The organism is Halomonas sp. 111 (assembly GCF_052379685.1).
In the GTDB taxonomy this organism is placed as follows: domain Bacteria; phylum Pseudomonadota; class Gammaproteobacteria; order Pseudomonadales; family Halomonadaceae; genus Vreelandella; species Vreelandella citrativorans.
Genome location: NZ_JBQSYV010000002.1, coordinates 182,580 through 196,354 on the forward strand (window position 1 = coordinate 182,580; position 13,775 = coordinate 196,354).

Below are 13,775 nucleotides of genomic sequence, written 5' to 3' on the forward strand. Positions count from 1 at the left end.
GAAAGCTAACCGCCCTTGAGGCGGTTTTTTTATGCCCGCTAATAAGCGGTTTTTGCCTGGAGAAAAGACATGGCTTACGCGGCATCCAGTCGGCTGGAAATTATTATCGATTCCGCCACAGGTGAGCGACGACTGCGCGAACTAGAGAGCCGATTAGATGGCGTTGATAGGCGCGGAGATCAAGCTACAAGGCGAATGGCGGGATTTTCAGGGGAGCTAAAGCTCCTTCGCGCAGCGGCTGCTCCTATTGCCGGAGTTCTGGCTGGCATGTTTGCTGGGCGTACTCTCAAGTCGCAAATTGACTACGCTGACCAGCTTCAAAAAACCAACCTGCGCATTGGCGCGAGCGTTGAGGCTCTTAGCCAATACAACCACGTTGCGAGCTTGTCAGGCGTTCAATTCAATCAGCTGACGACAGCGTGGCAGCGCCAAACACGACGCATATCAGAGGCTGCCCAAGGAACGGGAGCCGCCAAGGATGCCTTGCAGGCACTTAATCTGAGCGCTCAAGAGCTGAATAACCTAGCCCCAGAGGAACAGTTCGAGCTTATCGCAGAGGCTATGAACGGCGTCGAGAATGCCGCTGATAGAACGGCGATGGCAATGAAGATTTGGGATACCGAGGGCGTATCCCTGCTTCAAATCACCAGCCAGGGCACAGACGCCATCCGCCAAATGCGCGATGAGGCCGACCGGCTCGGCCTGACCATCAGCCAAGAAACCGCCAATTCAATGGCGGAATACAACGACGAAATGGAGCGGCTGCGACAGGTAAGTACAGGCGTCGCCCGCCAGCTAACCGCTGAATTTGTGCCGTCGATAACTTCCGGCCTGCAATCTACCAGTGAATGGGTAAACGAAATAGGCGGCGCATCACGCATCATTGATGAGATGCAGGATGTGCTAACGGCCACTGCTGTGGTCTTGGCTGGACGTTATTCCGGCGCTCTCGCCAGTAGCGCGGCCGACATGGCGAAGCGTACGGCAGCCAGTAGAGCAAGCGCGAAAGCAGAAATCGCTTCAGCACAAGCAACCGTGCGCCGTACTGGCGCCGAAAAGCAGGCCGCCATGGCGTTCCTGAGCACTGCCCGCCTAGAAGAGCAGGCCACACGAGGAACGGCAGCGCACGCATTCGCGCTGGACAACTTGAGTCGCGCGCGCGGACAAGCTGCTACGGCGGCAGGTGCGCATACGACGTCAGTAAATGCCGAGGCAGCAGCAATGTCTCGCGGAGCGGCTGCTGCGGGGCTGCTGGGAAGCGCGCTCGCCTTGGCTGGCGGCCCTGCCGGTGTCATCGTCATGGCCGGTGCCGCCGCCTACTATTTCCGCGACTCCTTGGGGTTTGCATCCGCCGCCGCTCGCGAAACCAGAGAAGAAGTTGACCAACTCACGGGGAGCATCGAAGGACTTACGCGGGCGCAGTACGAGAATCAATGGCGCGAACTTTACAACAACATGGCAGACGCAAGAGCGGAGGCCGAAAGACTCCAGAATCAAATTGAGGATTTGCAGGATCAGGCCAGCCGAGAAAGCGTCATGTACCAAGGTCGCGGAGGCGCTGCTTCCAGCCAGATAGTGCGCCTACAAGCTGAGCTTCAAGAACAGCTTCGCGTTCTCGAAGCGGCAGAGGAAGGGGTTAATAGATACAAGCAGGCGTGGGAAGACTTTCAGAAGTCTCAAATCACTGGTGCCAGCATCTTCCGCCCTCTCACACAATGGCTGTTTGATACCGGGAAAGCGGCAGGCGGCACAAACCGAGAATTTGACGCCCTCAACTACACGCTAGGAACTGGCGGCGAAGGCTGGGACGACTACATCAGCAAGCTACGCGGCGCTCGTGATGTACTGGGCATGACTGCGGCACAAGCAGCGTCGTACGCCGCCCAGCAGCAGGGTTTTACGGGCATATATGCTGAAATGGCAGGCGCAGTAGCGGGGCAAACGAATGCTTTGGAGGATTACCGACAGGCAGTCGAGCAAGGCAATAGCGTTGAGGCCCAAGCGCATCTTGATCGCGCACGCCGCTTTGCCGAGGCCGAAGCCATGGTTCAGGCCCAGCTTCTCAACATGGAGACGCTGACCAACCTACTGAAAGGCGTACAAACAGAGCTGTCCGCCGTGGCGCTAACGTCTGCGCTGACCGTTGCTGATGCGGGCGGTGCTGGTGCGGCATATGTGGCAAACGCTCTCAGGGCGATCAACGAGCGTGCTGCTGCCATTCAGCGCACCACCACTATCACGCAGACCAATACCGCGGCTAACCGCGATGCGGCTACCGCCTTAAGGGAAGCGGAGAACGAAGCCAAACGCTTCACCGACCGCCTGCAATCCCTCACCGACCGCCTATATCCCCTAGAGGCTTCGCAGCGCACCTATCGCGAAGAGCAGGAGCTTCTAACGCTGGCTTTAGCCAAGGGCGAAATCGGCGTCATGCGCTATCTCGATGCGCTAGGCAAGCTTGAGGCGGCACAGCGAAGCACGCAGACAGCTAGCGCCGCTTACGGGCAAGGCTTTGGCTCAGAGATTGGTGCGCGGGGTGATGTGGGCTCGCCTACTGATCCACTTGCCAGTCAGGGCGAGGACGACTACTGGGCCAAGTGGCTCGAAAGTGCCGAAGTCGCCCTCACTGACTTTGATCAGCTTTCTGCGAACGTTGCCGAGAATTTCCAGCGCAGTTTTGGCAATGCGTTCGAGTCAATGGTGTTTGACAGCGAGAGCGCAGGTGATGCGCTAAGAGGCATGACAGAGGGTATCGCGCGCTCCACCGTGAACGCGCTTGGTCAGATGGCCGGTCAATGGCTGGCGTATCAAGCGGTGCAGTTAGCCGTAGGAAAAACCACGCAAGCGGGCGCGGCGACGGCGCTGACGGCAAATGCACAAGCGGGAGTGTTCCAGGCGGGAATTAACGCCTACTCCTCCACTGCCGCAATCCCGATTGTAGGCCCAGCTGCGGCGCCCGCTGCAATGATGGCTGCAATGGCCGCTACCGAACCGTTAGCCGCGGCGGTATCTGCATCCGCTTTAACGGGCATGGCGCACGACGGTATTGGAGCTATCCCCAAAGAAGGCACCTGGCTGCTTGATAAAGGGGAGCGTGTTTTAAGTAATCCGCAGGCTGACCGCCTTGATAAATATCTGGATCGCACGGATCGACAGGGGCGCGGCGGCAATTCAACCACCAACACCTACCATGTCAACGTTGATGCCCGAGGATCGTCTGACCCTGCTGAAACGAGGCGCCAAGCGCGGCTGGGGGCTGAGGAGGCCTTGCGACAAACGCAGCGCGACTTTGAGCGCAACGGCCCACTACGGAGAACGCTAAATGTCTGAATGGCCTAACGAGGTGACACCCAACTCAATGAGCTGGAATATCATTTCCAATAACTTTGCGTTCACATCGCCCTTCACCAACTCTCAGCAGGTCGTAGGTCACCCCGGCGGGTACTGGGAGTGCAGTATTGACTTACCCCTCCTCGACCAGCAGCAGGCGCGGCTTATGTCCTCGTTCATCCATTCTCTGCACGGCATGATGGGCACGTTTCGGCTCTATCCGTGGAATCGGCGCCCTGCTCCAGCGGCGGGCAACGGGGTCGTAGATGGCCCTAATCAAGCGGGCGGGCAGCTGGTAACGCGAGGCTGGAGCGCAGGCACGACAGTGTTGCGCCGTGGCGACTACATCACTGTAGGTGACCAGCTGCTTGAGGTGCTTGATAACGTTGTTAGCAACACTCAGGGCCGCGCAACCATCCTCTTGGCCCCCTGGCTGCGCGTCCCTCCTGCTGACGGGGCTGCCATCAACTACCGCAACCCCTACGCCGTCATGCGGCTAACCGAGAATGGCGCAAACTCTGACTACCAGGGCGTTATTGCGAGCGCGTCGCTCTCATGCCGGGAGGCGTTTTAATGAACGTGTTTCCTTTTTCAGATTCCGTTGTCGACCTTTTGTCCAAGCCGACTGTGCGTATTGCGTACGCGGGTGAGCTGGACTTTAAGAACGGCATGGCACGATTCCATTCTGGCACCGGGCCGCTAGTAATAAACGGCCAAACATACGACGGCGTCGGAAACTTCGGCAACGTAGAGAGCGTGGCTGAGCAGCTAAACAGCTCTTCACCCATGTCGGTTACGTTAACCCTCTCAGGGCTTGATCCCGAGACCGTTCGCGACACGCTACAGGATAGGTGTCGCGGTCGCGCGGGCCGATTGATGCTAGTCGCCTACGATGATGTTGGTAACTACGCAGCCGATATTTTGTTTAGCGGTACCATGGATGCGCCGGTAATGGGATATGCGGGCAATGCGGGCGATAACACTATCAGCGTAGTACTGACTGACCGAATGGTGGACTGGCAGCGTCCCGGCACAGAGCGCTGGACGGATGAAAACCAGCGTTCCCGCCACGACGATGACAGGTTCTTTTATGCCGTGGCCCAGATATCCGATTGGCCTATTTACTGGGGCGCAAAACGAGACGCGCCAAATTTCACGTACAGGTAACTCAATGCGCTATCGAGATTGGACTACCCAGCTGCACGCCACCATCAAGGCCGCCTCCGAGCGGCCTTTTTCATGGGGCGAATTTGACTGCTGCCTGTTTGCTGCCGACTGCTGCGTTGCTATCTGTGGCATCGACCCGGCAGCAGAGTATCGCGGCCGCTACACCTCCGAGATGGGCGCTAAACGAGTGCTGAGCAATACGCACGGCTCGCTTGAGGCTGCGTGGGACGCCTGCTTTGAGCGCGTTCCCGTAAAAATGGCCCAGCGTGGCGATGTGGTGCTGTTCGATAGCGATTTTGGGCGCTGTGTCGGTGTTGTTTGGGCCAATGCGATTTGGGCTGTCACTGAAAGCGGCGTGCACCGCGTGCGCGCTGAGCCGCTGATCTGCTGGAGCGTCACTAATGAGTAAGGCCGTCAAACAGGTTGCAGGCGTCGCGGCGATTGCCGTCGGGGCATATTTTGGGCAGCCTTGGCTTGTCGCCATCGGCGCGGGCATGCTCGCCCAGAGCTTTGTCAAAACACCCGATGCAGGACAGCTGGAGCAATCCGAATTAAAGCAGATTGTGCGCAGCTCAAAAGAGCCCGCGCATTATGTATTTGGCCGTGCCGGAACGGGTGCTTTGCTCGCATGGGCCCAAGAGGAGCCCGGCGAGCAGGATGAGGGAGAACGCCTCTATCTGGCGTACGTGCTCACCGAAGGCACTATCGAGGGCATTGATCAGATTTATGTGGATCAAGAGACCATCGATAGCGCTGGAGACCGGATTGAGTACGAGGTGATTAGCGGCGCTACGGAGCCCAATGGCTACATGCTGGAGCATTCGCCAGACTGGCAGGAGACCCAGATAGGTCGCGGCCTGACGTGGGTGCGCGTTACGCTGAAATACGACCCCGAATATTTCGCCGCTGGCATCCCTAACCTGCTGTTTGAGTACCGTGCGCGTAACGATATTTACGATCCGCGCAGCGAAGCCTATGGCTATACCGATAACGCGGCACTGATCATATTGTGGTATGTGCGCAACCGCTTGGGCGTGCCTGATGATGAAATCCTGTGGGATTCATTTATTGATGCGGCCAACGTTTGCGACGAGATCATTACTAACCCTGACGGCAGCACTGAGCGCCGTTATACGGTCAGTGGTGGCTTTAAGGCGGATGAGCGAAAAGACCGTATTTTAGCCGACTTAGAGGCGGCATGCGCTGGCTCGCTAATTCGCGTAGGCGGAAAGTTTGGCCTACAGGTTGGCGCCTATTATGGTCCTTATGAGCTGGTTATTGACGAAGATATGGTGGTTGGCACTGTTAAGGGCCAAACCGAGGTGTCGCGTGCAAACGCCGTCAATACCATGCGCGGAAAATTCATATCGCCTGAGCAGCGCTGGACAGAAACTGACTACCCTGCCGTCAGTATTGCCGAGTGGGTCGAGGAGGATGGCGAGCAGATAGAAGAATCGCTCGACCTGCGTTATGTCAGCAGCCCCTACCAGGCGCAGCGGCTCGCCAATATCGCTCTGCGCCGTAAGCGCGCAGGCGGCGTTCTTGAGCTGCCGCTTAACTTTCGTGGCTACGCATGCCGTCCCGGCCGTGTCGTTCAGGTCAATCTTCCTACGCTCAATATAGTTGGCGAGTTCCGCGTAGATGACTGGGATTTTAACGGTGAAAACGGTTGCGTGGTCACGCTCTCTCAAGAGCATGCCGACATCTATGACGACGCCGCTGGTCAGGCGTTCGACCCCGGTTCTTTTATCAATCTACCGACAGGCGGCATCGGCTCCCCAACGGGCCTTCAATACGTCATCCAGACGGTTGGTGAAGTGATCCAAGGCGTCTTGCTCTGGAATCCCGTAGACGCCGCCCTGCACTACAACGTGGTCATCAAGCGCGATGGGCTCGCGGTTCAGTCTGCCCAAGTGCCCGCAGGCGTGGAACGCTGTGAAATCGGCGGCCTTGAAGCTGGCCAATACACAGCCGAAGTGCGTGCGCGTGGTCGTTTGGGCTTGAGCGGCCCAGCATCGATCAACTTTACTGTGCTGGCCCCTGCTACGCCCGAGCGCGTGATATTCACACGCGGCAACCGTGAAGTGACGCTGATTCCCCAGCTACCACCCGGCGCCTCTCTTAGCGGCGGCTACTACCGCTACTACGTCACGCAAAGCGAAGGTGCAACGCAGCCGCAGTCCACGTATCTTGGCGAAGGCCTGACGTTTACGCACACCGGCCTATCCCCTGCTACGCGCTACTACTATTACGTGCAGAGCGTGAACGCCTACGGCTCAAGCGGGTTCTTGCGCGTTGACGTCGAGACGACCAACGACTTTCAGGAAGAAATCGAGCGCGTCGAAGAAGGCCTGCGCAAACCCGGCGGGATCGTCGATCAATTTGAAAATGACATCGGCAATCTAGACACCGCTATCGAGGGCGTTCGCACTGATGTTGATGCGGCAACGGATGCAGCCAACAGCGCACTAGCGGATGCTTCTACCGCCCTGCAAGAAGCGCAGGAAGCGTTAGATGCCGCAAATGGTGCAGACGCAAAATCGGAGGCCGCCCAGCAGCAGGCAGATGATGCTTTGCAGCGTGCACAAAACGCGCTGAACAGTATTGATCTGGTTATTTTAGAAGAGCAGGTGCAGCGTGCGGCGCTGTCAGCTCGCATCAGCGGCGCTAACGCCTCAGTCGATGTTGAGCGCACTGTGCGCATTGCAGAAGACCAAGCGCTCGCACAGCAAATCATCACACTGCAAGCGGAGCTGGGTGAGTCCGTCGCGACGCTAACGCAACGACTGACCGCGCTCGCCACAACGACTGACGCCCTGTCAGAGCTATATACCGGGCTACGCGCTGAGTTTGACGATGCAACGGCAGCGTTTGAACAGCAAATATCGGCGCTGGCATCTCAAACTGAATCTATTGTGCAAACAGTCGAGTCGCTTACGTCGCAGCTCGGCGATATGTCAGCACAGATCGAAGAGACGCAGCAAACGCTGGTAATTAATCAGTTGGCGCAGGCCACTATCAACGCAGCTCTACAGGTTCGCAACACGTTAGGCGCAGCAGCTATTGATGTCGAGCGCACTGTGCGTGTCGATGAAGACCGTGCGCTTGCAACGCTCATTACAACGCTGGAGACAACGTTTAATGACGCCAGCTCGTCGTTCGAAGAGCGTATCACGTCGCTGTCTGACGCGACGCAGGCATTAACCGAGCAGCTATCAACGCTACGTAGCGACTTTGACGATAACTCTGCCGCAGTAGAGCAGCAGTTAACGGCGCTGGTCACCACTACGCAGTCGATCACGCAATCGCTCGAATCGTTACGCAGCGACTTTGACGACAGCGCAGCATCTGTCGACAACCGCCTCATCGCCCTCGCTGATGATCAGAGCGCAACGGCGGGCGAATTGAGCACCTTCCGAGCAGAGGTTGAAGGCGAATTTGCAGAGGTACAGCAGGAAGTCTCGGCAGTTTATGACCCTGAAACAGGCGCTGTCGCTCAGGCGGTAACAACTATCAACGTCAACGGCGTGCGCGGCGTTCTCGGCATTCAAGTGCAGGGTGAAGAGGCGCAGATCATTGGCGTGGCTGACAAGTTTGCGATCTTCAACGAGATTAGCGGCGAGCTTGTGACGGCGTTTGTTGTGTCCGATGGCCGCGTGATCATGCCGGAAGCGTTTATCGACACGCTGACAATGTCGAAGTTGCGTAGCTCAACTGGCAGCCTCGTTTTCGAAGATGATCGCTTGCAGGCTGCTTTCATTGCCGTTGAGCAGCTGCGTGTTCAGTGGGGCCAGATAGAAAACGTTTTGATCACCAATGCACAGATAGAAAACGAGGCCGTGGACACATCAAAAATTCGCGACCTCTCAGTCAGTACAGGGAAAATACAAGACCTGGCCGTCGACACATTAAAAATCCGAGGCCGCGCCGTCACTGTTGCGGCAACAGTGACCGCTTCTGGCGTGATACAGGTGACAAACGGTGCCGAAGCTCTTTCCGTGCATTTCGACCCGGAGGGAGGCGACTGTGTCGTCACGTTCTGCTGTAACGTTACCAGCGAGTTAAATTCGCGCTGCGAGATCCGCCGCAATGGATCTGTTATCGCAAGATCAGACGTGAGGAGTGAGGGTGCGTTCACGCTGCTAGCACCCGGAGGGCGCGTCAATGGGGTGGCCCACTTCTCTGTTCACGGATTTGGAGGCCTCTACATATCAAACCGCTATTTTATGGTGCAAAGCACCAAGAGGTGATTATGAAAGGAAATGCTCAGCATCAGTACACGTACGCTTTTGCTCGCCGGGACGGCGCAATCCTGAGCGTCATAACAGGAGTAAACCTTTATATCGAGATCGAAGACGGTGCCGATGTTATCGACGTGACGCATTACGTCGATGTCGAAACGCGCGAGATAAAAGACAAGCAGCCTCTTGCTTACGAAGTGGACAATTCTGGATTAACAGTAACGCTAACCGACCTGCCTAGTGGGCTCGCTGTCGAGGCTAACGGACAGCGCGCCATTACAGATAGCGAGCCGCTTGTTATTACGTTCGATGTGCCCGGCACGTACCGCATTGAACTTTCCGGCCTTGTCGAATACTTGAACGAAACGCTGGAGGTCACCGTTGACGACACTTAACGCTCACACATTTCAATCCCGTGAAGACGCAGAGGCCCATTATTTGGGCCTTTGTGATTTCTGGGCATCGGAAAAGCGGCGCGTAGACCCCGTGCAAACCGCGATACACCAACGCAAAGCGCAGGAAGCAAGCGCAGGTGGTGGCCCGTGGTTAAGTGCGGAAGCCGAAACGCTTTGTGTCACCGAAGCAGAGCTATGCGAGCGCGTTAAAGCCGCTGAAGCGGAAACAGAACGCGAATGGCAAGTGATTGAGATCAAGCGCGTGAAAGCCAAGGCAGACATTCGCGCCGCTGAAACCGCTTCACAAATGCACATCATCTACCAGCAACTGAGGGCTATCTAATGGCAACACCAGACAATTGGGAACAGTTCAACGAAGATATGCGCCAATGGCAGCAACAGGCGCAGGACTTGGCGCTCACTTATCGCGGCCTTGTTGACGTAGCTGAAAGCGGAGAATTGGGAGCGCTGGCGTTTATTGAAAGCCTGTCAGAAGCGCCGATTGGGAACCTCAGTGCATTACAGCAGGCGTTGCAGATTGCTAATGTGGTGAATCGCGCCGTCACGGGGGCGGGGGCACTGATGGCGGAGGGGGCGTCTGGTCTGGGTGGCATCGGCGTTTTATTGCCCGGCGGCGACGCTGATCAAATTGTGACATCTGGATTTTACAGACTGGGGTCGGCTGACAGTAACGCGTTCCCCGGTAAGATCTCTGGAGATACCATCATTGCGTCAATGGCATCGTCAAGCTATGGGATGGTGATAGGCGGCGGACGTAGTGGTTCTATGCATGTTCGATTCAAAAACGTGACATGGAGTAATTGGTTCAGTGCTTTGGATTCAAGCAATACCACCGTCGACAGCAACGGCTTCATCAAAGCGGCATCGCCCATTTTCCGCCTCGCGAACACTGCTACCCCGGCCCTCGCAGACGAATCTCAGTTCACCGCCGCAGGCGCGGGCGCAGCAAATAGCGAGGCTCCCGACGTCACAGCAACACATGACGGCGTAGGAGTCTACACGATTCACGGCTCGCTAGGTTTTGCGACAGAGGGCTGGACTGTCGAGGTCCCGCAATGCATCAACGGCAACCGCATGGTGTTCGTTGAGACTGAGCAAGCAGACGACGGCACGATCACAGTGCGGACGTTTAAACCCAAGCCTGATTTGGAGACGCTAACATTTGTAGCTGGCGAACCGATGGACATACCCGATGATCGCTGGATTGACCTGCGATTGAGTATGCCTGAGCCTGAGCAGCCGGATGAACCGGAACCCGAGCCGGGACAGACCGACCCCAACGACGCCGCGTAAGCGGTTTTTTGTGCCTCTATTCCGCATGTATTTAAGTATATTTCTATATCGTTTAGCCAAAAGTCGCATATCGCCTCAATGGCAACTACAGTGGGAGGTGTCAGTGGCAGGAAGGCCTCTGCAAGAAACGGAAGTCGCGCTCAGGATGAGCGACACAAGCCAGGAAGGCACAAGATAGTGAAGCGCTCCAGAGATGGGGCGCTTTTTTTCCTGTGTAAGAGATGGCTTACAAAGCTGTAGCAATTATCGTACACGCCTAATTCCCTGATAATGCTATGTTGACTTCGGGGAATGGAGCATCACTTTTGCCAAGGACGGCACACTTCAATACGGCAACGGCCTAACAATCTGGCCTACTGGCGCATCATCACGTGTGCGCCGCCACACCCCTTCCGTCATCATATCGCGCCGCTGGATCACGTAAGCAGCAGTGCCGGGCTGGCTCCGGTCTCCTGGCAATGACGTTGTATAACATCGACCGCTGTACAGTTTTCCCCGATGTATGACGTGGTACTCAATCATGCAGCGCGGCAGCGTGTAGTTGCCGAAGCGCCGCCAGCCCCGCCGCTCCAGCGACTTTCGCCAGAGCGTCGCTTTATAGTCCACACCAACCTTTCCCGCCGGTTCCCTTCACGTAAGGAACAGCATGTCCGGCTTCGAGCATGTCCTGCCCTGCACTCTCCCCGTCTACCCAAACCTCCGCAATCACGCGGAAAAATGAGCCCCGCTGAATATTGCGCAGCTCGATCACATCGGCACCGCGCAAGCGCTCGACTAGATAGATGCGTGCATCTGCCGCAAGCGCCCTCTCCCGCTCTTTCTCTTCTTCGGTATCGCACCGGCTGCGCCTTTCTGGTGCGTTAATATCAGCAATACGAATGGGGATACGCTCGCCTATGACCGGTGGCCATTCGTTAATTTGCGCTCGGAAAGTGTCGCCGTCGATCACGCTGGTCACTTCGTCTACCGTGACGCTACCGTAGTCGGCAAGGGCTATTGAGGGAGCAATGAGCAATACGGTCAGCGCAGTTATAAACTTAGAAGCCACTCTATATCCTTGTCATCTACTGCATGGTAAGAAAGGCTGGTGGCCGGGTCTGTAAATCGCTCAGCCGATTCTAGTATTAGCGCTTCGCCAGTGGAAAGGTAAAACTCTGTAGTAGAAGCCTCTTCAATGACCACGTAATCATCATTCCCGTCAGAATCTTTGACGGCTATTGTTCGCGTCATCACCTTCTCCTCTCAATCAAGCCTGCCATGGCTAGCATAGCGCGAATAGTTGTTCACTCAAGGATGATTAGGCATTAGCCTTTAGTCTATTGCTTGCAGGTCTAGCGGGGATAGTATAACGGCAGGCGTTCCCCTCGTTATATTTTCAGGGGATTTTATATCGGAAAACAAAAAAGGGAACCAGCTAAGTAGCTGATTCCCCAATGTTATGGCGGAGGGACAGGGATTCGAACCCTGGATAGGCTATTAACCTATGCCGGTTTTCAAGACCGGTGCATTCAACCGCTCTGCCATCCCTCCGGCTTATGGGTGCGTATAATAGCAGTATTCCCTTGGAAGTCAACACCTTCTAGCCCAATTAATACAATCGCAGGCCTACACGGGTAATCGTGCCTTTTTCCATTTCGCTGACGACCCAGTGAATACCATGCCAATCCACATCATCACCCACTACAGGATGCCCGCCCACGCGCAGTGCGACGAACTCGGCGAGGGTCATACTATGCTCACCCGGGCTTAGCGTTAAGCCATACGCTTGAGCAACGTCCTGCATAAGTGCGTCGCCCTCTAGCGTGAAGGTACCGAAGAACGCACGCTCATGCTTGAGGCCAGCGTCGCCATTGAATAAGCGGTTTAGCGCAGAAAGATCTTCTGTGCGTCCTATCACACAGATGACATCGTCTAATTTCAATCGAGTACTGCCCTTGGGATGCAGCATGGTGTGATTACGAAACAGCGCTGAAATCAACGCACCCGATGGGAAGCGCAGCAGCCGGATGGGCACATCTTCAAGGTCCTGGTTTTCGACCACGTAAACAAACATCTCAAAATCGTTATCTGGCAAAATCCCCAGCGGCCCACGGCGGTTAGGCGTTGTGCCTACCGGAACTTCTACTTTTAATAATCGGGCTGCCAACGTGAGCGAGCCGCCTTGTATCAATAGAGACAACAACACAACCGCAAAGGCGACGTTAAAGTAGAGCGACGCATTTTCTACCCCACCAATGACGGGGAAAATGGCCAGTACAATGGGCACTGCTCCCCTTAAGCCTACCCACGCGATAAAAAAGGTTTCACGCCAGCGAAATTTAAAAAATGGCTTAATGGTAATTAATACCGCCAAAGGGCGCGCAATAAAGATAAGCGCCAGCGCAACCAGGCTTGCGGGCAACGCGACATCCCATAGCTGGCTAGGGGTTACCAGAAGCCCCAGCACCAGGAAAAGGCCAATCTGGCTTAACCACGCCAGGCCATCGTGCACGGGAAGAATAAAGTTGAGGTGTCGGCCAGGCTGATTGCCGATCATCAGGCCTGCCAGGTAAATCGCCAGAAAGCCACTGCCTCCCAGCACACTGGTAAGCCCGAAAACGCTAAAGCCCAGCGCTAATGCCAGCATGGCATAAAGGCCAGGCGCTAAATCCAGCCAGCGGAGCAGCTTGGCGCTTAGCCAGCCACCGCCAATGCCGACAATCAAGCCAATACCAAACTGAGAAACAAAGAAGGTCAGGGTTTCAAATGCCCCGCCCATATCACCGACCAAAAGCTCTACTAGCATTAAGGTCAGAAAAATCGCCATTGGGTCGTTGGTACCCGATTCGATCTCAAGCGTTGCCCCTACCCGCTCGTTGAGGTTCACACCACGACCACTAAGCATTGAGAAAACGGCGGCAGCATCGGTGGAACCCACAATAGCGCCCACCAATAACCCTTGCACCAGCGTTAAATCAAACACCCACATAGCGATCATGCCCACGACCGCACTGGTGATAAAAACCCCGAAAGTCGCCAGCGAAAGTGCCGGCTTAAAACCTACCCGGAACGTTTTAAGGCGCGTACGTAAACCGCCATCAAGCAGAATCATGGCAAGCGCGAGGTGGCCAATTGTGAACGCCATTGAGTAGTCGTCAAAGGCAACGCCAAGAACGCCTTCCTCTCCTGCCAGCATACCTAGCCCCAGGAAGATGAGCAGAAGTGGCACACCAACCATTGACGAGAGTCGGCTCGCCAAAATGCTCAGTGCCATTAGAGAACCACCAATTAAAAAGAAGGTGTAAATTCCGTCCATGTCTCTCCGTCTCTACATCAATGCCACACTATT

At 55.9% G+C, this 13,775-nt stretch carries 12 protein-coding genes and 1 tRNA gene; 8 read left to right on the plus strand and 5 right to left on the minus strand.

Translation table 11 applies throughout. The features are described from left to right. Positions 1-69: 69 nt before the first annotated feature. Genes ACT3T7_RS02425 through ACT3T7_RS02460 form a run of 8 tightly spaced genes read left to right on the plus strand, consistent with a single transcriptional unit; the run spans position 70 to position 10,447 of the window. Entirely contained in the window at positions 70-3,330 is a 3,261-nt protein-coding gene (locus ACT3T7_RS02425) for a hypothetical protein (RefSeq protein WP_444629977.1), read from the plus strand. Then, positions 3,323-3,904: a hypothetical protein gene (locus ACT3T7_RS02430; protein WP_444629978.1), complete on the plus strand. Its 582-nt coding sequence runs from the start codon at positions 3,323-3,325 to the stop codon at positions 3,902-3,904. The genes ACT3T7_RS02425 and ACT3T7_RS02430 overlap by 8 nt, the downstream gene beginning before the upstream one ends. Then, positions 3,904-4,497, plus strand: coding sequence for a hypothetical protein (locus ACT3T7_RS02435; protein WP_444629979.1), 594 nt, complete (start codon positions 3,904-3,906; stop codon positions 4,495-4,497). The genes ACT3T7_RS02430 and ACT3T7_RS02435 overlap by 1 nt, the downstream gene beginning before the upstream one ends. A gap of 4 nt (positions 4,498-4,501) precedes the next feature. After that, positions 4,502-4,906, plus strand: a complete 405-nt coding sequence (locus tag ACT3T7_RS02440) for a DUF6950 family protein (RefSeq protein WP_444629980.1) — start codon at positions 4,502-4,504, stop codon at positions 4,904-4,906. Next, on the plus strand, positions 4,899-8,747 hold the full coding sequence (locus tag ACT3T7_RS02445) for a phage tail tip protein J-related protein (protein ID WP_444629981.1): 3,849 nt from the start codon (positions 4,899-4,901) through the stop codon (positions 8,745-8,747). The genes ACT3T7_RS02440 and ACT3T7_RS02445 overlap by 8 nt, the downstream gene beginning before the upstream one ends. A 2-nt stretch (positions 8,748-8,749) precedes the next feature. Next, on the plus strand, positions 8,750-9,133 hold the full coding sequence (locus ACT3T7_RS02450; RefSeq protein ID WP_444629982.1) for a hypothetical protein: 384 nt from the start codon (positions 8,750-8,752) through the stop codon (positions 9,131-9,133). Further along, on the plus strand, positions 9,120-9,476 hold the full coding sequence (locus ACT3T7_RS02455) for a hypothetical protein (RefSeq protein ID WP_444629983.1): 357 nt from the start codon (positions 9,120-9,122) through the stop codon (positions 9,474-9,476). Before ACT3T7_RS02450 ends, ACT3T7_RS02455 begins: the two co-directional genes overlap by 14 nt. Then, positions 9,476-10,447 carry a phage tail fiber protein gene (locus ACT3T7_RS02460; RefSeq protein WP_444629984.1) on the plus strand — a complete coding sequence of 324 codons (972 nt, stop codon included), beginning with the start codon at positions 9,476-9,478 and terminating at the stop codon, positions 10,445-10,447. The genes ACT3T7_RS02455 and ACT3T7_RS02460 overlap by 1 nt, the downstream gene beginning before the upstream one ends. 324 nt (positions 10,448-10,771) lie before the next feature. Here ACT3T7_RS02460 and ACT3T7_RS02465 read toward each other — a convergent pair whose 3' ends face one another. The 5 genes from ACT3T7_RS02465 to ACT3T7_RS02485 form a co-directional block, all read right to left on the minus strand. Further along, positions 10,772-11,053: a hypothetical protein gene (locus ACT3T7_RS02465; RefSeq protein WP_444629985.1), complete on the minus strand. Its 282-nt coding sequence runs from the start codon at positions 11,051-11,053 to the stop codon at positions 10,772-10,774. Beyond that, positions 11,043-11,495 carry a thermonuclease family protein gene (locus tag ACT3T7_RS02470; protein ID WP_444629986.1) on the minus strand — a complete coding sequence of 151 codons (453 nt, stop codon included), beginning with the start codon at positions 11,493-11,495 and terminating at the stop codon, positions 11,043-11,045. The genes ACT3T7_RS02465 and ACT3T7_RS02470 overlap by 11 nt, the downstream gene beginning before the upstream one ends. Further along, entirely contained in the window at positions 11,477-11,677 is a 201-nt protein-coding gene (locus tag ACT3T7_RS02475; RefSeq protein WP_444629987.1) for a hypothetical protein, read from the minus strand. Before ACT3T7_RS02475 ends, ACT3T7_RS02470 begins: the two co-directional genes overlap by 19 nt. 209 nt (positions 11,678-11,886) lie before the next feature. Beyond that, positions 11,887-11,977 (minus strand) — tRNA-Ser (locus tag ACT3T7_RS02480). A 58-nt stretch (positions 11,978-12,035) separates the two neighbouring features. Beyond that, entirely contained in the window at positions 12,036-13,742 is a 1,707-nt protein-coding gene (locus tag ACT3T7_RS02485; protein WP_444629988.1) for a potassium/proton antiporter, read from the minus strand. Positions 13,743-13,775 lie beyond the last annotated feature (33 nt).